A 22489-nucleotide genomic window follows, 5' to 3' on the forward strand; every position below is an offset into this window, starting at 1 on the left:
CAAAAAGAATTAAATAATGATGGACGTTTATTTTTGACTAACCTAACAGAAGTTACAGGGCAACGTTGGAATGTTTTTGAAACAGTAAATAAGAAATTAAAATTAGGAGAGGGAGATTATCCTAATAATAAATTAAAACACTTAGCTTACTTGTTAAAAGGACAAAGCATAACTTCAAATGAAATAGAAAAAGGTGATTATCCTGTAATAGCAGGAGGGCAAACGAGTCCTTATACTCATAGTCAATATAATTTTAAAGGGAATGTTATTACAGTAAGTGCTTCAGGTGCCTATTCAGGGTATGTTTGGTATCATAATAACCCTATTTTTGCTTCAGATTGTATAGTTATATTTTCAAAAGAAGAATCAGAAATTACAACTTTATATTTGTCTGAAATATTGAAAATGAAGCAAAAAGAAATTTACAGTTTACAACAAGGAGCTGGGCAACCTCACGTATATGCAAGAGATTTAGAGAAAATAAATATCCCAATTCCTCCAATAGAGAAACAAAGAGAGATTACTAATAGAATTACAGCTATCAGACAGGAAGCTAAAAAACTACAGTTAGAAGCTATTGATACATTAGAAATAGTAAAGAAAACTATAGAGCGAATGATATTAGGTAATTAATTACCTAATATCATTCGTTCTACTTCTTTTTTGGCTTGCTCCAAAATTTCTTTTCCTTCTCGTTTTAATAAATTAGCTTTACTTCGTATCTGTGAGATATAGGTTGCTATTTCATTTTGCTTTTCTAAAGGAGGTAAAGGAATTTCTATATTTCCTATATCTTTTGGATAAATATGTGATGTTTGCCCTGTTTTCTCTCTGTTAATCAATATTTTATAGAGAACTATATTTAATAAGGGAAACAAATAATTTGATAGTAGTTTTGTCTCATCTGCTCTAACACATAATAGTTCCCCAACAAAAGAAGTGGAATTTTCAGGTGATTCTTCTAAATATTTTATATGTTTTCCTACATATTCAGCTTGATGCGCTGCTGAAAGAATAAAAATATCTCCCTTTACAACAGAAAGAGATTGTTTGTTTAAAGCAAAAGCTACCTTTTCAATATCAATTTTGTAATCTGTATAACTACTAACCTTAATTATAGGATAAAGAGACTTTTCCTTAGAATATTCAGAGCTTGCAGGAGTTTTTCCTGAAAAAATATTTAAGCAATTATTACTAATTGCATTTGTAGGGTATTTACCTTTCTTTATAATAGCTATAGTTCTTTTATAAAATACAGAATAATAATCAGGGTCAATTCTTTTTCCTGTAACTTCTGTTAGGTTAGTCAAAAATAAACGTCCCTTTTTTACTAACAAGTTATCTTTGTCTAAATTGTAGCTATTATCCTTATTAATAGGCTGTTGTAAATACTCTTCTTCTTTGGGTAGTGTTATACCCAACTCACCTAAAAGATAATCATCAATGCTATCCAACAACCTTTGTGCTTCAGCTTCTTTCTGTTGTTTTTCAGTATAGGCAGTTTCATATAATTCAACTATTTGTTGCTGAATTTCTAAAGGAGGAATTTGAGGGATTTTTAAACCAAATATTTTATCTATTCCTAATTTTGGAATAGTAGTTTGTATATAACTTAATTCTATTTGCTTTTGTAAGAAATTGGTTTGCAATACAATATTTAGATACTGAGGTAAAACAGCAGTATCTGTAAGTATTTTAACACAATTTTCAGTTAGAATAATTCTTTTCCCATTAGGTATGTTCCTTACTACTTTTGTTTTTCCCACAGTTCCTGCAATAGATATGATTAATTCATTTTCAAAAACTTCATATCTCTTTAATTTTTCGTACAATTCATCTGAAATATTTTTGAAGTTCAAATAATTAAATTCAGTACTTTCATCTATATCTGTAACTCTAAGATAAAGATTATGAGTATCTATATCAGAATAATCTGCATCTTTAGGAATTCTCTTACCTCCTTTTATTTTTGCAATTTTGGATAATCTAATTGTATTATGAAAATCAGGTCTATTTACATAAAAAGTAGAGTCAATTCTCCCCTCCAACTCCGAACGATTAATAATAAAAATCTTGTTAGTATTTATGTTTTCTGATAGTTTAAACATATTAATTTATTATTTTAAGGGTATACCATAGTTTTTATTTAATATCTCTAAAATATTCTTTTTCGCTATTTCAGATAAGCTTTTAGATCTATATTTATCATCATAGATATGATATGTGTCATTAGCATAATCTGATTTAGGCTTTTCTGAAGATTTTTCTCTAAATAAAAGAGTAGGTTTTTTCAGGGCTCTTGCCCAACCAGTCTCATATAGTACATTTGCATTATTATCAGAGATATCTGCAATGAAAATATGACAATTTTGAATTTTATTTATAATATCTTGTATCTGATCTTGAGTGTCTCCTTTATTTTGCATTATAGGATAAAGAGAAATCTTTACTCCATAATCTCTACTTATTTCATTGATTACATTTCTATATATTGTATTATATTCTTCAACAATGTTTGGATTGCCTTGAAAATAAGGCATTGCAACAAAAACCTTTATTTCTTGCTCTACTATTTTGTCAAATATTTTGATAATACTCTCTGCCTTGATTTCTTTAATATCAAAAATATGATTTTTGATTACCCAATTTTTGAAAAGTTCAAATTTACTTGTATTATTTGTAACTTTGTAATATAAAAATGCCGTAAGGAGCCCAAAACTTGAATTATTTTTTAACTCTTCATTTTCTGAATACAGAACATCAATACATTTTAATGCTTCAAGAACATCATCAACTATATGGTCTGTTTCATTGCTGTTCCCTAATAATACATTAAAAATTTTTATGCAGTAAGTTCTGTACTGATTTGAAATAATATGTTTGATACCTGTAAAAAAATCAGATCTTACTCTATCCATCAACTCTCTTGTTTTAGTTCCAGCTTCCCCTAAAATCTCCTCTATTTCAGTGTTGGAAAAATTTTCTTTATCATCAATGATAACCTTTAAATTTTCTTCTGATGTTAATGGGATTGTTTTAGTATTTATATTGTGAAAAAATATCTTGGTAGCCTTGTCAAAAGTTTTTGTGTCTTGAGTTTCGATTAACCTATCTCCATCATAAAATTCTTCTCCTAAAATAATACAAAAAGGCGCAACCATTCTCTCAACCTTATCAGCAGTAGATGTTTCTGCCGCTAATAACCTATGGTTGCCATCAATTCTATGAAAAGGTTTAGAATTAATATATTCATCAGCAATAATGAGCTCAATGATTTTTACTCCTTCATCAGTTGGTGAATTAAAAATTTTCTTTATTCTTATTTCAACATTATCCTTATTTGATTTATATTTATTTCCTGATTGAATAGTCATTAAAGGACTGTTATTTGATTTTTTAACAGAATCATGTCTGATTTTATAGCTTAAAATAATCTCAGGGAAAAATAAATATGTTTCTGTTTCTAAAAAGGTAATAATATCTTCTCTTCCCTCAATAGGGTTTCTTTGATAGTTATAATCCGCACAAGAAATTTTGGCTAATTCTTTAATAGGAGCAAAGCCTCTAATACATAATTGCCCACTAAGTGAATTGTCTAATATACCTCGTATTATCATAATTTATTTATTTTCAATGAATTTTATAAATCGTTCTAACTCTACTCCTATAAAATCTAGCTCGTTCACAGCAGTCTTTTTACCTGTAGCATCATAGCCTATCTCTTCAGCTATTGCCATAAAAATAGGATAGTCTTTTAGCTTTTTCTGTTTCTCTGTTAAGAAAGCGTCTTGCAACTCTTCTTTAAGGTTGTTTACCTTTTCAGCAAACTCCTCTTGGATTCCCTTTCTTTCTTCAGCTGTAAGTGCAGATAGTTCCTTTTTGTTGAGAGAAGGGTGTTTTTGTTTGTATCGGTTTTCAAGCTCTTTTATAGCTTGTTTTTTCTCTTTTTCTAATTGTGTCACCCTTTCTCTGTACTGATATGAGGAGAGCAAGCTGTATTTTGAATTTTTCTTTAAATCCCTAATTTGTTGCGTTTCTTTTTCACTATATTTTTTTAAAAATAGCACTGAGCTCTTAACCCCAGCTCCATTGGCAGTAAAAGCTGTTTGAGGCATAGAAACTACCGCTACTATTCTAAAAGTCTCTTCTATATGGTCACGCACGTATTGCAACGAACTGTTAGTTAAGATACCATCAGGAATAACAATCGCTAAATAACCTCCTGCTTTTAAAAAATTATAACATTGTTCAATAAACAGTATTTCAGTACTTTGGTTTTCGCGTACTGTTTCAGGTGGTTGTTTTACTGCCAACCAGTCTTCTTCTTTTTTACCTAATTTATACTCTTTTAAATAGGCTTTTTCTGTTTGTCGTACTGTACTGCCAAAAGGAGGATTGGTAATAATAAAATCAAAATGATTGTATTTAAAACCTTTGTTTTCTGTGTTTTTTTGTATCTCTTCAGGACTTAAAAGTCCATCAGAGGTAATCACATTGGTATGTCCGTCATCGTGAATAATCATATTCATTTTGGCGGCTCTTGAAATCTGTTCGTTAATTTCTATACCATATAAGTTTTTCTCTGCAAAGTCGTGCCAATGGCTATAATGTCTTAAATTTTGTTTTGTGTCTGTCTTATAATTAGGATACCATTCATCAGCCTGTTGTCTTACTTTATTAAGCGCATATAAAAGAAAACCACCACTACCACAAGAAGTGTCTAAAACAACTGATTCATTAGTAATAGGTAGCACTTCAACAATGAATTTTACAATTTCGCGAGGGGTAAAGTATTGTCCAAAATTACCTCTAAAAAAAGAGTTCATAAAAGTTTCAAAAGCACGCCCTTTAGCATCCAAGTCAGTTTCACCAATGTTAATATCTTGTAAATATTCTACTACAGTTCTAACTTTCTCAGTAGTAAGACGGATATTATCCCTAAAAACTTCAGGGTCTTTTTTTCTTCCTTCCTCGTACAAGTCTTTTATCCTATTGAATAAACGCTTATTCTCTTCATCTTGGATTGATTTTACTAATTCATTTTCACCCAATTTTTCAAAATTCTTAATTTCAGAAGCGTCCACAGTGATAATTTGAAAGTCATAAGGTTGTCCTGCTTTTCTATCCTTCTTTTCATCCCAAATTTTACAAAAAATAAGTTTATCTAATTCGTCAAATGCTTCTGATGGATTGAGTTGCCCTCCTCCCCAAAGTGCATCGTGTGCTCTTTTAAAACGATTGGTAAGAGCTGCTTGTTCAATAGTTTGCAAATCAAAAAAACTTTGCTTTCCTTCTCCTTGTTTTATAGATTCAGCTCCATATACAAATTTGTAATTAGCTAATTTCTTTACCCCAAATTGAGGAATATCAGGTAATGTAATTTTTGAAGTTTTACTTTTATCTACCTCAAAGTATTGATTTTTGTCCGATGATGTTACCCAAACATATTTTACATTGTTGGGCATTGCATAGGTATAACTATACGCTTGATTTACAGCTTCATTAAAAGCAGGGTCTGTAATATCAGGTTTTTTGCACTCTACTAAAATATGAGGTTCAGTACATTCATCATCATTGTACACCACAATATCAGCCTCTTTAGTTTCTACGCCCATTTTTACAGGAACAAACATTTTTATCCGTTCAGGCTTATAATTATATTGTGTTACCAAAAGAATAAAAGCCTCTGCTTGTACTTTTTCTTCTGGATTAGTAAAGTTTCTGCTTTTATTTTGGTGAATGTATTTAATTGTCTTTTCATCTTCTGAAATAGAGATAAGACCTCTTTTTACACCTTCTTGAATAATCTTCATTGTCGTAATTAATTAAAAATAACCCTTTTTCTTAAACAGGTGCAAATATACCACAAAAAATGCAATCTGCCTAATTAATATTCCCTTTTTTATGTCATAGTTCTGTCAAACTCTATTACTAATGCAAATTGTACTTTTAGCAAACTTCATTTAACTCTATAATCAGTTGCTTTTTCAGTAGACTGTAGGGAGTAATGGCTATTATCCTCAATAGCAATTCGTTCTAATTGTTAAAATTAGTGAAACTATTGTTTTTTATTTATCACCAAAAACACCCTAAAAAACTACTTTTTCCCCTCTCTCCGCAAAAAGAAAAAATACCTATACCGAACCTTCACCGAAGGAAGAGCGAAGGAACACCGAAGGGAGAGCGAAGGAAGAATGTGCTTTTCTTAGTACTGTGTCAACTGTAAAATGCTTATTGTTTAGAAAAATGAACTAAATATATCTAAATAGTTGAAAATATTATCTTTTTCGATACAATGCTAATATAGGGGATTTATAGCCTAAAAACACCTGAAAATAACTTTGCGTTTTTTAACATAAAAATGTGTTTTTAACAATAAAAAAGCAATGCTATAATAGGGTAGGGGAGGAGGGGTATCTGCAGCGCTCAAACATTTATATTGTTACATTGTTGTACTCTCACATTATTTTTGTACTTTTGCACGCTGAAAAACGCTATATCAAGATGTTTGCACTATTCAAAAAAGAAATTCGTTACTTTTTCACTTCTCCTATTGGGCTCACCATTATAGGGCTGTTTGTCATTCTCAACGGATTGTTTCTATGGGTTTTCAAAACCGATTACAATATTTTCAACGCCGGTTTTGCCGATTTGTTGCCTTTCTTCCGACTTTCGTCGTGGATATTTGTCTTTTTAGTACCCGCGCTCACGATGAGAAGCATTTCTGAAGAGAAAAAGAGAGGTATGCTCACGCTTTTGTTCACCAAACCTGTCAGTTTGTGGCAAATGGTGCTCGGGAAGTACTTAGGCATTCTCTTTTTGCTCTTTATTATCCTGTTACCGTCTGTTTTATACGTCTATATGGTATGGGTGTTGGGCAACCCCGTAGGTAATTTGGATATTGCAGGCACCATAGGCTCCTACATTGCGCTTTTTCTGCTCATTGCCACCTTTGCAGCGGTGGGCTTATGGGCGTCATCAGTGAGCAGTAACCAAATCATTTCCTTTGTGTTAGCCGCCTTTTTGTGCTTCTTTTTCTTCTTTGGTCTCGACCAGCTCATCGCTCTCATCACTTCCGATGATTTCAGTGGTTTTGGCTTTCAAACGCATTTCGATGCCATCAGTAGGGGAGTGCTCGATACCCGAAATATAGTGTATTTCCTTTCTATTATCCTGTTTTTTATATACCTCACTACCTTATCTCTCAAAGCCTATAAACGATGAAAAAACTCTTCAAAAATACTATAAGCAAGGTGCTCATCGCTTTGGTGTGCCTCCTCGCTATCAATTACATAGCCAAACAATGGCACGCACGGGTAGACCTTACCCAAGACAAGCGCTATACGCTCTCCGAGGTTACCCGTAAAACACTGGCTAAAGTACAGAATCCTATTGAGATAGATGTACTTCTGAAAGGAAATATCCCCACTGAGTTCAAGAAGTTGCAGACGGAAACTTTGCAGTTGTTGGAGGAGTATGCTTCAGCCAACAGCAATATTATCGTGAATTTTGTCAATCCGTTAGAAGGGGAGGAGCGCCCCAAAAATGTGATACAAGAGCTGATAAACAACGGTTATCAACCTTTGCAAATCACTCAAAACGAAGCAGGTAAATCGTCAATGGAATATATTTTTCCTTGGGCGGTTATCAGCGATGGCAAAAGGAGCGAGCGCGTGCGTCTGTTTGTGAATAAGTTGGGTAGCACCGACCAAGAGCAGGTGCAGAACTCGGTACAAAAACTTGAATACAACTTTACCGATGCGCTCAGTAAGTTTATTTTAGAGAAAAAAAAGAAAATAGCAGTGCTTAGGAGCAATGGTGCTTTGGAGGATATCTATATGGCTGATTTCTTGAAAACTGCCCGTGAGTATTACTTTATAGCGCCCTTCACGCTTGATTCAGTAGCTACCAATGCCGAAAAGACGCTCCACGACCTCCAAAACTTCGATTTGCTCATTGTCCCTAAACCTACCGAACCCTTTACCGACCCGCAAAAGCAGGTGGTAGACCAATATATAATGAGTGGCGGACGTGTGTTGTGGCTCATCGATAACGTAGCAGCTTCCTTAGAAGATATGTACAAAACGGGCGGAATGACTATGGCAATGCCTGTAAATCTGAATCTTACCGATATGTTTTTCCAATACGGTTTCCGTATCAACTATACGCTCATTAACGATTTGTATTTCTCTGAAATAGTGGTAGCGACAGGCGAGGGCTCTCAAACGCGTTATGTGAATATCCCTTGGGTGTATAATCCGTTGGTACTTTCTAATAACAATCACCTTATCAACAAACATTTAGACGCTGTACGATTGCAGTTTGCCAATGGAATTGACACCTTGAAAAACAACGTAAAAAAGACGGTTTTGCTCTCCAGCTCGCCTATTTCAAAAGCTGACGGAACACCTCGTGAAATCACTTTGCGCGTAGACCCGAACAACCAAAATAAAGAGGCTTACAAGCACGGTAATATACCGCTTGGAGTGCTTTTAGAAGGCGAATTTACCTCTGTGTATAAGGACAGAATCCGTCCTATAACATTGAAAGAAAAATCAGATAAAAGCGTGCCTACCAAGATGATAGTCGTTGCCGATGGTGATATCATCAAAAACGATTTCGATACCAAGAACAATATGCCTTTAGAACTCGGTTTTGACCGTTGGACAAACAAGTATTACGACAATAAAGCCTTCTTACAGAACTCGTTAAACTACCTGTTAGACGATACCGATTACCTGACCTTGCGCAACAAGAAAGTGCAATTAGCCTTCTTAGACAAGGAAAAAATCGCCGAAAGCCTAAACACTTGGCAAGTAAAGGTATTTGTATACCCATTATTGCTTTTAATATTGGTAATATTTTCGGTATTATATTTGTACAGAAGAAAGAACGTAAGAAAATATTAGTATCCGAACTTTGTCAAAGTCTTAGGACTTTGACAAAGTCTATTATTCTAATAATCAGTCGATTTTCCATTGCGTTATGTAGGGGCGTATGGTATACGCCCAATATACGCCCTAATAATTGATTTGCATTAAAAACTTAAAAATAAAAGAACTAAATGAAAAGAGTAGTAGTAGGATTGAGTGGGGGAGTGGATAGCAGTGTCGCTGCTTATTTGCTTAAAGAACAAGGCTACAACGTCATAGGCCTCTTTATGAAAAACTGGCACGACGATTCAGTAACCATTTCCGACGAATGTCCTTGGTTAGAAGATAGTAACGATGCGCTTTTAGTAGCTGAAAAACTCGGAATCCCGTTTCAAACGGTAGATATGAGTGAGCCCTACAAAGCCCGCATCGTCGATTATATGTTCAATGAATACGAACACGGTCGCACCCCCAATCCCGATGTCTTGTGCAATCGTGAAATCAAGTTCGACGTGTTTATGAAACTCGCCCTTAGCTTAGGTGCTGATTATGTGGCGACGGGTCATTATTGCCGAAAAGAAACTGTAGAGGTAAACGGACAAACAGTATACCGCTTGCTTTCAGGCAAAGACGAAAATAAAGACCAATCGTATTTCCTTTGTCAGCTTTCACAAGAGCAACTTAGTAAAGCACTTTTTCCTATCGGGGAATTGCAGAAATCGGAAGTGAGAGCCATTGCTAAAGCCCAAGGTTTGATAACTGCTGATAAAAAAGATTCTCAGGGACTTTGCTTTGTAGGAAAAGTACGTTTACCCGAATTCCTACAACAAAAACTACAACCCAAACAAGGCGATATTATTGAAATTCCCAATGATTGGAAAGGATATACTGACTTTGATATGCCACGCACTTTTGAAACTTATGAAGGTGAATTGGAGTATTTGTCACAACGTTTTGTTTATCGCCCCGAAGACGGTAAAAAAGTAGGTATCCATCAAGGGGCTCATTATTTTACTAAAGGGCAACGCAAAGGCTTAAATGTGGGAGGAACTAAAGAACCTTTATTCATCATAGAAACTGATATCGAGAAGAATATCATCTATACAGGACAAGGACACACACATCGCGGATTGTTCCGCAGTGCTTTGTTTATCGTAGCCCCTGATGAACATTGGATTCGCGAAGATTTGGCATTAAAAGTATATGAATCGAAAGAGTTTATGGTACGTATACGCTATCGTCAGCCATTACAGAAAGCGGTTTTATATAAAGTCGAAAACGGTTTGTATATTCATTTTTCAGAACCTCAAAGCGCTATTACTGAGGGACAATTTGCTGCCTGGTACAGCGGAGATGAATTAGTGGGTAGTGGTGTTATTTCATAGAAAAAGACACCTATTGTAAAATGGTTATAACGTAATATTCAAAGAGATATGAAACACATCTTAATCGCCTTTTTCGTGATATTACTCGCCCAAGTAAGCGAGGCTCAAACCCCAAAGCATTCACACTTCTACGTACAACGTTCCAGCTTATTCAGTAAATTGGCAATCAATCCCAAAGATATCGTTTTCATTGGTAATAGTATTACCAACGGTGCCGAATGGAATGAACTCTTTCCCCGAAAACGTGTAAAGAATAGAGGAATTAGCGGAGACACTTCCGAAGGTGTGTATGACCGATTAGATGCTGTTATAAAAGGTAAACCTTCTAAAATATTCATTCTCATTGGGATTAATGATATTTCTCGTGAGATAAAAGTAGAGACCATCGTCTGGAATATGAAGCGAATTGTTGAGAAAATACAAAAAGAATCGCCGAAAACGAAGATTTACATTCAAAGTATATTGCCCGTAAATCCAGATTTTGAAATGTTTAAAGGTCATATGAAACCCGAACTCATTAAAGAAGTCAACCAAGGTTACCAAAAAATTTCCCAAGAATATAAGGTGAATTACATTGATTTATATCCGCATTTCCTTGAAGAAGGAACCGATAAAATGAATAAGAACTATACCAATGACGGATTGCATTTGCTTGGTGAAGGGTATTTATTGTGGAGCGAAATTATAAAATCACACCTTTAATTATGTATACATTTGCCACGTTTGCCTAAAATAAAAACGATTTGAATTTACTAACTATAATGTATATTATGTAAAATAGAAAAAAGAAGTATATGAAGAAGGTACTTATCATCACCTATTATTGGTTGCCTGCTGGAGGTCCTGGTGTACAGCGTTGGCTGAAGTTTGTAAAGTATTTGCGAACTTTCGGGATAGAACCTATTGTATATGTACCTGAAAATCCAACATATCCAATCATTGATAATGAAATTGGCAGTGATTTACCTGCTGATTTACAAATTGTCAAGCAACCTATATGGGAACCTTATGGATTAGCTTCATTTTTCTCTAAAAAGAAAACCCAAAAAATCAGCTCAGGCATCATTCCTCGTAAAAAAGTATCGTTATTGGACAAATTGTTACTATGGATACGCGGTAACTTGTTTATTCCTGATGCTCGTAAATTCTGGGTGAAGCCTTCTGTAAAATATTTAAAAAAAATCATCACTGAAAATAATATTGAGACGATTATCACTACCTCTCCACCTCATAGTGTGCACCTTATAGGCTACCATTTGAAAAAGCAATTGCCTCATCTCAAATGGATTACCGATTTCCGCGACCCGTGGACGACTATTGGCTACTACAAAGATTTACGCCTTAGCAAATGGGCGGATAAGCGTCAGCATTATTGGGAAAAAGAAGTGCTACAACACTCAGATTTGGTGATTACAACAAGCTTTAAAACCCAAAAAGACTTTCAGCAGCTTACTGATACTCCTGTACAGGTGATTACCAATGGTTATGATGAGGAAATAACAGTAGCCCCTCCCCTATCCAAAAAGTTCCTAATTTCTCACATAGGTTCCTTATTATCAGATAGAAATCCTAAAATATTGTGGGAGGTTTTAGCTGAATTAGTACGTGAAGAACCTTGTTTTGCTAAAGATTTTGAGCTTTGTTTTGCGGGTAAAGTAAGTGAGGATATTGAGGAGGATATTTGCGCTTACGGACTTCAGTCTTATTACACCTATAAAGGCTATATAGCACATCAAGAGGCGGTTAGCTTGCAAAAACAATCACAGGTATTGTTGCTCATCGAGATAGATGCTGAAGAAACTCAAGGCATTATAGCGGGCAAGCTCTTTGAATATATGGTCTCTGGTCGTCCTATTCTTGCCATAGGACCTAAAGATTGGGACGTCTCCCCTATTCTCACCGAAACTCAAACGGGTATAACTATCAGCTATAGTGATAAGGAGCTCTTGAAAACTCAACTACTGGATTATTATCACCAATTTAAGAGCGGTACGCTGCATTCAACTCCTAAAAATATAGAAAAATACAGCCGCAAAGCACTTACCGAACAACTTGCTAAAGTTTTGTAAATTTGGATATACAATTTAAGTACATAAAAAACTTCTTTATTTAAAAACAAATCCTAAACAAACAAATGACGGTGCAAGCCACACGGGTAGATAGACAAAAGACGGTGCGAGCCACACGAGCAGACGAACAAAAGACGAACAAAAGACGAACAAAAGACGAACAAAGAACGAACAAAGAACGAACAAAGAACGAAGATAACCTTCTCCTATTCACTTACTCCGCTATCGTGGACAACCTCCAAAGCGGGAACTGTAGCGACTCAAAGACGAAGAGAAGACAAATCTTGAAGGAACTTATAGAGAAGAACATAAGAAGATATTATAAGTAAATTTAATTTGTTTGGGGTAGAAAAATATATTATCAATTGCTAATTACTAATTATTTTGTACTTTTGTCGTTGTAATTATTCAAACACTACAAAATAATACCAAACCTAATTGAATAAATTAAATGATGAAAAAGTTACTTTTTTTACTTTGCTTACTGCCTATTTCAGCAGTGGCTCAGAGAGTGTGGACATTAAGCGACTGTATTCAGTATGCCAAGGAGAATAACCTTTCTATTAAGCAATCAGAAATAGATTTGAAAGCTACAGATATTGAAAAATTACAAGCTAAAGCAGGCTTCTTGCCCTCGGTGAATGGTAATGTGTCTTATAATTTAAATGAAGGGAAAAATATCAACCCCGTAACTAACCAATATGAAAATGCTTTTTTTCAATCGGCTTCTGGAGGTGTGAGCGTTGATCTTACCCTATTTGCAGGACTACAAAATTGGCGCAAGTTACATCAGGCGGAACTTAACCGTATAGCTTCTCAATATCAATTGGATAAGATGAAGGACGATATAGTGTTGATGATTATTAATGCTTATGCTGAAGTGTTGAGCAATAAAGAACAAATCAAGAATTTGAAGGCACAATTAGAAATCTCTAAAGAAAGTTTGGTACGCACTCGCGATCTTATAAGCGCGGGTTCTTTGCCTCAGGGAGATGTTTATGAAGCTGAAGCTCAATTACTCACACAAGAACAGCAAATAATTGCTACTGAAAATGCACTATTTATTGCTAAAATGGGATTAGCTCAATTACTCTTACTGAAAAACTATCAAGATTTTGATGTTGCAGATAGTGCCTTTGAACAACCTTCAAGCGATATTCTCAATAAGACTCCTGAAGAAATTTATAAGCGTGCTAAGGAAGTGATGAGCGATATAAAATTAGCTGAAGCGAATATGCAAGTAGCTCAGAATAGTTTACGTTTATCACAGTCGGGTTACTCACCACGACTTTCTGCTCAATGGGGTTATAATTCACGTTGGAGTAAAAACCAAGCACAAGATTTTTGGCAACAACTTGATGCTAATAAAGGTATGTATGCTGGTTTATCGCTCAATATACCTATTTTTAATGGATTTTCTACCTTAGGTAATGTAAAACGTCAGCGTTTAAACTTCTTGAAAAGTCAATTTGCGAAAGAACAGGCAGAACTTACTACTGAAAAGAATATTTATCAAGCATATAACGATGCTGCGAATGCTAAAAAGCTATATGAAGCGAGTGAAAAGACCGTACAAGCAAAACAACAAGCGTTTAGTTATGCGCAAGAGCGCCATAATGTAGGTTTAATGAATACTTTTGATTTCAGTCAAGCAAAATATCAGTATGAAAATGCTCAAAACGACTTTGTGAAAGCAAAATATCAGTACATTTTCAAGCTAAAAGTACTTGAGTATTATTTTAGTCATTGATAAATTTAAAACTTATCAATAAAGATAAAGCCTAAAGAGATTAAAATCTTTTTGGGCTTTATTGTTATTCCTATATTTTGCAAAAAAACTCTTGTAGAAGAAATATGCGACTTACATAGGGTAGCTAAAGAAAGTGAATAATCTGTTTTTATGATAGTTAGTGTATATTAATAAGTTTAATCTATCATATCGATAGAAAAAATCAATGAAAATAAGTTGCTTTTTATTTGTTTCTTTTTAAAAGTATCAGTAACTTTGTTGCCGATAAAAGAAAGTAATTAGAAAATAAATATATATGAAAAGTAACTATTTATTAGGCTTAGCAGTGTTGCTCATTGCACCTGCTTGGGCACAACAAAAGGACTCTTTAGAAAGAAGTCAAAAGGAAAGGTCACAATACGGAGGAAAACCGTAATGTGATGCTGAATGCTTCGTCCAACTCTGGACCTCGTGAAGTGAATATAGGATTGCCTTCATCAGTAGGAGGTATTACTGTATTAGAAAATGATTTACCTGTGGTATATTATTTCTGGCCTGAATTGCCTACTCGTACGTGGCGACCTTCGCAAAGCCTCAATATGCGTGGACTTATCTCAGTAGGTGAATCAACCCTTACCATTGGAGATTTTGGTTATGCGGTAAACTCTTATACTAAAGTAGGAGGTGATAAAACCCAAGTGATAGGTACGCTTAAAGTGAATCATCACGGTTACTATTTAGGAGATGTAAACCTATCAGGTAGATTTGGTAGCAATAGTAATTGGCATTATGCCTTAGGTGCACTTGTAACGGGCGACCCTGGTGAAGCAAAACACAAAGGCTCAAGGCTAATTGACGATACTCAATTATTTCGTGCAGTGCTTACCTATAAGTTTGATGAGAAAAGCGATATCAACTTCGGGTATAAGTTTTCTCGCTCTAAAATGATTAACCATTATGCACCTTTTATTTATCACACTGATGGCTCAGTTACCGAATATAATGGGATTGGCATTGGTACTGATTCGTATATGTTGAGTGATGGCAAAATCAACTTCTTCAATATTCTTACTGGCGACCCTTATACCCTTGACTTTACAGGTAGTGGATCTAAGTTGTGGTCGGATTCTCATACCTTTGACCTCTTTGGTAAGAATGATTTAGGCAGTAATTGGACTTTCAAACACTCTTCTCGTTTTCATATAGCCAGAGCTTCAGCTTTTCTTCCTCTACTTGCAGGAACAAGTCTCAAAGGTTCTACCTCTTATACTTATGTAGACGATGGCACACCTTATACGGGCGAGTATGTACAACAGATGTTAGCTGCATTGTCTCCTCAAATCAAAACTACTTCTTTTCAGTCACGTTTATGGGTTGAGAAAAACACTGAAGCACACAAATGGCGCATAGGATTCTTAGGGCAATATTACGATGTGGATAAGTTCCGTCAAGACCGTACTTTCCTTTTCCATTCAGTAGAAAAACAACCTCGATTGTTATTGCGCAATGGCAGTAGCGACCCTTATTTTAATTACAACGCAGGAGGTGAATATCACGATGGGTATGAAACCAAACTTACCCTTTACGGATCTGACACTTGGAATGTAACTCCTTGGTTTGACCTATCGTATGGGGCAGGTTTGCAATACCAAAAACTTAAAGGTGACTATAGTTTGCAAGCTCGTGTACCTAATGTGGTGCTTACTAACTTTACTAATTTTGACCACGATTGGTATCACTTCAATGCAGATTTGAAAGCGGTGTTTAAACTTACCTCTCAATTTGGATTGCTTGGTAACTTTACTTATCAAGAGAAACACGGTCAGCTCGAAAACTATTCAGGTGCTTATACTCCTAATTTTGATAAAACGAAAACCCCTTTTATCGCAGGAGGTGTTTATTACAACAACGATTGGGTGAGCTTAGTATCGCAAATTTCTACCCTTACGCGTAATAACTATCAAACTCGCTTGAATGTTACTGATAGAGCTACAGGAAATACCGAAGTAGTATCAGTACAATATGATATTAAAACTTTAGGGTGGACTACTGATATGGTGTTGAAGCCTTTTAAGAATTTCCAATTACACTATTTACTTACCTTGCAAAATCCTGAGTACGAGAACTACAGCTTTGTGAACCCTCACAATACAGCTCAAACTATTAGCTACAATGGCAATGTGGTAACAGGTATTTCAAAAATGTTGATGGAAATAGACCCTTCTTATACTATTAATAAGTTCCGTTTTGGCTTGAACTTGCGTTACTTTAGCAAACAGTATGTGAGTTTGACAAATCAGTTTGTGATTGCTCCTCGTTGGGAATCATTCTTCTCGTCCTCTTACAAATTCAACGATCACTTTGATTTAGGATTCAATGTAGTGAATATTTTCAACCAAACAGGAGCATCAACCAGTATTGCAGCATCTGAAATACCTTTTGATAATATCAATGATGCTGATAATACTTTGCGTACAGGTTCTTATATTCGTCCGCTTACTTTTGAATTACAGTTGAATTTTAAATTTTAATACATTATGAATACCAAAAATATATTACTTACTTTAAGTCTTTGTGTAGGCTTAACCGCTATGGCACAAAGCGATATCCAATACGTTACCAATAAAAAAGGGGCAACATTAGGTTATAGCACTCAGTCGGGAGTGAAAATTATCACTCAGGGAGGCTTGAAATTTAAAGACCTAAACCGCAATGGCAAACTCGATAAATACGAAGATTGGCGTTTGCCTGTAGATGTACGAGCCAAAGACCTCGCTTCACAAATGTCGGTAGAAGAAATTGCAGGACTTATGCTCTATAGCAATCACCAATCGGTGCCAGGCACTACCTCTGGCTATCGCAAAAGCACCTACGGAGGCAAAATATTCCCTGAAAGTAACGCCAAAGTATATGACCTATCCGACCAGCAAAAGGTATTTCTCTCTCAAGACCACGTGCGCCACGTATTGGTTACTACTGTTGAAACTCCTAAAGATGCAGCTATATGGAGCAACAACTTGCAACGTGCCAGTGAGAGTGAACCACTAGGTATTCCTGTAAATATCTCATCAGACCCTCGCCACACTACCTTGGTAACTGCCGAGTACAACGCAGGTGCAGGAGGTAGTATTTCTCTTTGGCCTGATGGTTTGGCAATGGCAGCTACTTTTGACCCAGCAGTGGTACAGAAATTTGGTGAAATAGCTGCTAAAGAATACCGCGCTATGGGTATCACTACTGCTCTTTCACCTCAAATCGACTTGGGAACTGACCCTCGTTGGAATCGTATGGTATTCACTTTTGGTGAATCTCCTGAACTATCGGCTGATATGGCACGCGCTTATGTAGATGGCTTCCAAACCTCTACTGGTAAAGCCGAAATTAAAGACGGTTGGGGCTACGAGAGTGTAAATGCAATGAGCAAACACTTCCCTGGCGGTGGTACGGGTGAAGGCGGTCGCGATGCACACTTCGCTTATGGTAAATACGCCGTATACCCAGGTAAAAACTTTGAGATGCACCAAAAACCTTTTGTAGAAGGAGCTTTCAAACTTAAAGGTAAAACTAAAATGGCTTCTGCCGTAATGCCTTACTACACCATCTCGTTCGACCAAGATAAAAAATACAACGAAAATGTAGGTAACGGCTTTAGCAAGTACATCATCACCGACCTATTGCGTGAGAAATACGGCTACGATGGCGTAGTTTGCACCGACTGGCTCATTGTCGCTAAAGAACCTGCTACCCCTGGTAGCTTTGCGGGCAAACCTTGGGGTGTGGAAGATTTAGATTTACCCCAATTGCACTACAAAGCCCTAATGGCTGGGGTAGACCAATTTGGCGGTAATAATGCTGCAGGTCCTGTGGTTGAGGCTTATAAAATAGGGGTGAAAGAACACGGCGAGAAATTTATGTGCGAACGTATTGAGAAATCTGCCGTACGCCTATTGCGCAACTTCTTCCGCTTAGGCCTCTTCGAGAATCCTTACCTTAACCCCGAAGAAAGTGCTAAAATAGTAGGAAATCCTGAGTTTATGAAAGCGGGTTATGAAGCGCAACTCAAATCTATTATTATGCTCAAAAACAAAGGTAAAGTATTACCTGTTGATAATAAGAAAACTGTCTATATACCTAAAGTGTATAACGAACCTCAACGCAACTGGTGGGGCGTATTTACCGAAGGTAATATTGCTTACCCTCTCAATATCGAGAACGTAAAGAAATACTTTAACGTTACCGACGACCCCGACAAAGCCGACCTTGCTTTGGTATTCGTGAAAAGTCCTACCCAAAACCACCCAGGTTATAACGATGAGCTTTTCAAAGCAGGCGAAAATGGTTATATTCCTATTTCCTTGCAATACAACACTTACACTGCCGAGTACGCACGCGAGCATAGTATGGCAGCTGGCGATAAAGTGATCGCTCCTCAAGTGAAAGATCGTTCTTATAAAGGAAAATCAGCTAATGCCTCTAACATTACCGATTTGTACAATATCTTGGAAACTAAAGAGAAAATGAAAGGCAAACCCGTAATCGTTTCTATTACTGCCTCTCGCCCTATGGTATTCCACGAATTTGAACCAATGGTTGATGGTATTTTGCTTAACTTCGGTACTTCCGAACAAGCTTTGCTTGAAATTATCTCTGGTAAAGTAGAGCCTTCAGCCTTGCTACCTACCCAAATGCCTGCTAATATGAAAGTGGTGGAACAACAGTTTGAAGATGTGCCTTTTGATATGGAATGCCACAAAGATACTGAAGGCAATGTGTACGACTTCGGCTTTGGCTTGAACTGGAAAGGCGTGATTAAAGATGCGCGTAATGCTAAATACAAAAGTCATAAAAAATAATTGAATCATTAATTTAGTAGGGGCGAGAGCTCATTCGTCCCTACTTTTTTAATTTTATATCAGTATGAAAAAAATCGTATTATTCAGCGCTATAGCAATCCTATCAGCAGGACTCTCAGCGCAAAGCAAATTCAAAGTGACGCCTGATGAAGCGCACAATGGTAGTTACACCATTACTCCCAAATTACCTAAGGACGGAATGGTAAAAGCGGGAACAGTACTCACCCTCAAAGCAACGTCCAATAGTGGCTATATTTTTGATACGGGTTATTACTCTTTGCCAGGACAATGGGGGCCTATGTTCTACGAACAAGTAACTCCTGAGTTCAAAGTGAAAGTAGATAAAGATATGAATGTAGGAGCTTGCTTTGTACCTCAAGCTGCAGAAGCTAACCTAAATGTGGTGCAAGATGTAGTCTATGCGCAACCTGGGGTAAAGCCGTTGAAATACGATGTATATAGTCCTAAAGGGAAACAAAACCTGCCTTGTATCGTGATTATTCACGGGGGTGGGTGGAGTTCTAATACTGAGTCGGTAATGCGCGGTTTGGCACGCGAACTGGCAAATAGTGGTAAATATGTAGTTTTCAATATCGACTACCGCTGGATTGACAAGCTCGACGGCGATAGTACCCCCACTCAGCTACATCAAATTGTGGAAGATGTGTACGGAGCTTTGGCACACATCTGTGAGAATGATACTAAATACGGTGGTGATAGTAGTAAATTGCTCCTGACAGGTGATAGTGCAGGCGGACATCTATCTGCTTCAGCAGCTAATTTTGTAGAACGCATAGGCAATAGAGGATTTGGCAAAACACAAGGCGTGTATGAATTTATGCCTACTTATATGCCAAAAGGAAAAACCGTAGCTCAAGTGCGTGATGAATTGGCTAAAGCGATCAAAGCTGCCGCTCCCAGCTATGGGGTTTTTCGTCCTGAAATGCTTACTTATCGCTTCAAAGAGTATCCTTATCTAAACGAAATAGCTCCTATCAACAGTATTCCTGAGGCTTCTAAAAGAGCAGTGCCTCAACTGCTATTTCGCGGTTCAGAAGATGGTCTTATTAAAGATGAAGAAGTAAAAGCTTATGAGCGCGCTCTTGCTAAAGCAGGGCAACGAGTAGAATACATACAAGTAGGCGGAGCTAATCACGCTTTCTTTGATTGGAAACCCGATACTCGCACACAAGCTACTTTTGAAAAATATGGCAAATACCACGCTCACCAAATGTTGCTATTCTTTGATTCAGTATTAGAAGGACTAAAATAAAGGTTAAAGTGAATTTAAATGAAACTAAAGTAGTAGTAGTAGTACGGCAGGCAGTCGTAGCACGACAGGCAAATAATAAAGTTTGAACGAGCAAGTTATGGATAAAAAATAATAAAAACATCTCCCTATTCACATACTCTGCTCTCGCGCTGTGCACATACCCAGCTGTAAGCCCTCGCTGGCTATCTTCAAAGGGGAAGTATAGCGACGCAAAGACGAACAAATGACGGTGCGAGCCGTACGGGCAGTCGTAAAACGACAGGCAAGTAGGCAATGAATAAACGAACGAAAGACGAAGGAATGATGAACGATGAGTGGATCATCATCGGCTCTACATCGGCTCATCAGCGAATAAAAGACGAACAAAAGACGAAGGTAAGACGAAGGTAAGACGAAGGATGAATAGATATAAAATGGAGAGGAGGCAAAGGTAAGGTGAATTTAAAGCATTATTACGAAACTTAAGTTTGTTTTATTAGGGCTTGGAAAGATGAGTAAATAAGGAGTATATAAGGTGTTATAAAAACTTGTAGAGATAACTTCAAAAAAACATTGAAAAATATTTTTCAGTATTAAAATTTATTTGTACATTTGCACCGGTTTTTGAGAGACCTCTTAAAAATCGGTGCAATTTTATATTGCTCTTATACAAAAAAGAATCGTTAAATTAATATCAAATTAAAAGACATTATGAGTAAACCAAAAACGCTTTCCGTTGATAAATACGGAATTAAGAACGCTAATGTTCGTTATCAACTTACTGCTGACGAACTACACCAAGAAACATTAGACAAAAAACTTGGTGTTGAAGCCTCTTCAGGTGCTATTGCTATCAACACAGGTAAATTTACAGGTCGTTCTCCTAAAGACCGTTTTATCGTGAAAGACGATATCACTAAAGACCGTGTATGGTGGGGAAATATCAATATTCCTTTCGAACCTGAAAAATTCGACAAACTATACGAAAAAGTAGTAGCTTACCTTTCAAGCAAAGAAATCTACGTTCACGATGGTTATGTTTGTGCTGACCCTAAATACCGCACTAATATCCGTACAATCACTGAACTTCCTTGGAGCAATCTTTTCGCTTACAATATGTTCTTACGTATTGACGACAACGAACTCGCTTCATTCAAAGAAGATTGGTTAGTGGTTAACGCTCCTGGTTTTGAAGCTGACCCAGCTGTAGACGGTACTCGTCAAGCTAACTTTGCTATCCTTAACTTTACTAAAAAAATCGCTTTAATCGGTGGTACTGGTTATACTGGTGAAATTAAAAAAGGTATCTTCTCAGCTATGAACTTTGAATTGCCTGTGTTCCGTAACACTATGCCAATGCACTGTTCAGCTAACGTAGGTAAAGAGGGTGATACTGCTATTTTCTTCGGTTTATCAGGTACTGGTAAAACTACTCTTTCAGCTGACCCTAACCGTCATTTAATTGGTGACGACGAACACGGTTGGACTCCTGAAAATACTGTATTTAACTTTGAAGGTGGTTGCTATGCTAAAGTAGTGGATCTTACTGCTGAAAAAGAACCTGAAATCTTTGGAGCTATCAAGAAAGGTGCAATTCTTGAAAACGTAATTATGGATAGTAAAGGTGTTGTAGATTTCTCTCGCACTGATATTACTGAAAACACTCGTGTTTCTTATCCTATTTACCATATTGCAAACATTCAACCAGGTTCAATAGGACACAATCCTAAAAACATTTTCTTCCTTACTTTTGATGCTTACGGTGTGTTGCCTCCAATTTCTAAATTGACTCCTGAACAAGCTGCTTATCAATTCGTATCAGGTTATACTTCAAAAGTTGCCGGTACTGAAGTAGGTATCACTACTCCACAAAAGACTTTCTCTGCTTGCTTTGGAGCTGCCTTTATGCCACTTCACCCAGCTGAATACGGAAAAATGTTAGCTGAAAAGATAAAAAAATCTGGTGTAAATGTATGGTTGGTAAACACTGGTTACAACGGAAAAATGAAAAGATGTAGCCTAAAAGATACTCGTGCGCTTATCACTGCTGCCTTAACTGGAGCTTTGAACAACGTTGAGTACAAACAATTACCTATCTTTGGATTCCAAGTACCTCAATCTTGTGCTGGTGTATCAGACCAAAGCATCTTGAACCCAGAAAACACTTGGGACGATAAAGCTCAATTTAGCGCTAAATTGAAAGAATTGGCTGAATCATTTGTACAAAACTTCAAAGACAAGAAATTTGAAGACGGTGCTACTGCCGATGTTCTTGCTGGTGCTCCTAAATTGTAATCATTTAGATAACCATATTCAAAAGGCTGTTCA

General features: G+C 36.4%; 14 protein-coding genes. 11 read left to right on the plus strand and 3 right to left on the minus strand.

Features of this window, described 5'->3' with window-relative positions; all coding sequences use genetic code 11:
• Positions 1-33 precede the first annotated feature (33 nt).
• Positions 34-633 (plus strand): restriction endonuclease subunit S, encoded by a 600-nt coding sequence (locus RCZ04_RS07215; RefSeq protein WP_460485345.1) that lies wholly within the window; start codon positions 34-36, stop codon positions 631-633.
• Here the strand turns inward: RCZ04_RS07215 and RCZ04_RS07220 are convergent.
• Genes RCZ04_RS07220 through RCZ04_RS07230 form a run of 3 tightly spaced genes read right to left on the minus strand, consistent with a single transcriptional unit; the run spans position 630 to position 5813 of the window.
• A complete protein-coding gene (locus RCZ04_RS07220; RefSeq protein WP_460485346.1) occupies positions 630-2108 on the minus strand; it encodes a restriction endonuclease subunit S in 1479 nt (492 codons plus the stop codon). The genes RCZ04_RS07215 and RCZ04_RS07220 overlap by 4 nt on opposite strands.
• Positions 2109-2117: 9 nt before the next feature.
• Entirely contained in the window at positions 2118-3617 is a 1500-nt protein-coding gene (locus RCZ04_RS07225; protein WP_460485347.1) for a hypothetical protein, read from the minus strand.
• Between the two features lie 3 nt (positions 3618-3620).
• A complete protein-coding gene (locus RCZ04_RS07230; protein ID WP_460485348.1) occupies positions 3621-5813 on the minus strand; it encodes an N-6 DNA methylase in 2193 nt (730 codons plus the stop codon).
• A 691-nt stretch (positions 5814-6504) separates the two neighbouring features.
• Here RCZ04_RS07230 and gldF point away from each other — a divergent pair.
• The 10 genes from gldF to pckA all read left to right on the plus strand — a co-directional run bounded on the left by gldF (position 6505) and on the right by pckA (position 22456).
• Entirely contained in the window at positions 6505-7224 is a 720-nt protein-coding gene (gene gldF / locus RCZ04_RS07235; protein WP_460485349.1) for a gliding motility-associated ABC transporter permease subunit GldF, read from the plus strand.
• A complete protein-coding gene (gldG, locus tag RCZ04_RS07240; protein ID WP_460485350.1) occupies positions 7221-8909 on the plus strand; it encodes a motility-associated ABC transporter substrate-binding family protein in 1689 nt (562 codons plus the stop codon). Before gldF ends, gldG begins: the two co-directional genes overlap by 4 nt.
• Positions 8910-9064: 155 nt before the next feature.
• Positions 9065-10258: an MnmA/TRMU family protein gene (mnmA, locus tag RCZ04_RS07245; protein WP_460485351.1), complete on the plus strand. Its 1194-nt coding sequence runs from the start codon at positions 9065-9067 to the stop codon at positions 10256-10258.
• A gap of 48 nt (positions 10259-10306) precedes the next feature.
• Entirely contained in the window at positions 10307-10960 is a 654-nt protein-coding gene (locus RCZ04_RS07250) for an SGNH/GDSL hydrolase family protein (protein WP_460485352.1), read from the plus strand.
• 92 nt (positions 10961-11052) lie between these two features.
• On the plus strand, positions 11053-12327 hold the full coding sequence (locus RCZ04_RS07255; RefSeq protein ID WP_460485353.1) for a glycosyltransferase family protein: 1275 nt from the start codon (positions 11053-11055) through the stop codon (positions 12325-12327).
• A gap of 451 nt (positions 12328-12778) precedes the next feature.
• Positions 12779-14077, plus strand: a complete 1299-nt coding sequence (locus tag RCZ04_RS07260; protein WP_460485354.1) for a TolC family protein — start codon at positions 12779-12781, stop codon at positions 14075-14077.
• Between the two features lie 419 nt (positions 14078-14496).
• Positions 14497-16587: a TonB-dependent receptor gene (locus RCZ04_RS07265; RefSeq protein ID WP_460485355.1), complete on the plus strand. Its 2091-nt coding sequence runs from the start codon at positions 14497-14499 to the stop codon at positions 16585-16587.
• A gap of 6 nt (positions 16588-16593) precedes the next feature.
• Positions 16594-18909 carry a glycoside hydrolase family 3 protein gene (locus RCZ04_RS07270; RefSeq protein WP_460485356.1) on the plus strand — a complete coding sequence of 772 codons (2316 nt, stop codon included), beginning with the start codon at positions 16594-16596 and terminating at the stop codon, positions 18907-18909.
• Between the two features lie 64 nt (positions 18910-18973).
• Positions 18974-20182, plus strand: a complete 1209-nt coding sequence (locus RCZ04_RS07275; RefSeq protein ID WP_460485357.1) for an alpha/beta hydrolase — start codon at positions 18974-18976, stop codon at positions 20180-20182.
• A gap of 690 nt (positions 20183-20872) precedes the next feature.
• Entirely contained in the window at positions 20873-22456 is a 1584-nt protein-coding gene (gene pckA, locus RCZ04_RS07280) for a phosphoenolpyruvate carboxykinase (ATP) (protein WP_460485358.1), read from the plus strand.
• Positions 22457-22489: the final 33 nt, after the last annotated feature.

The organism is Capnocytophaga sp. HP1101, from assembly GCF_054772415.1.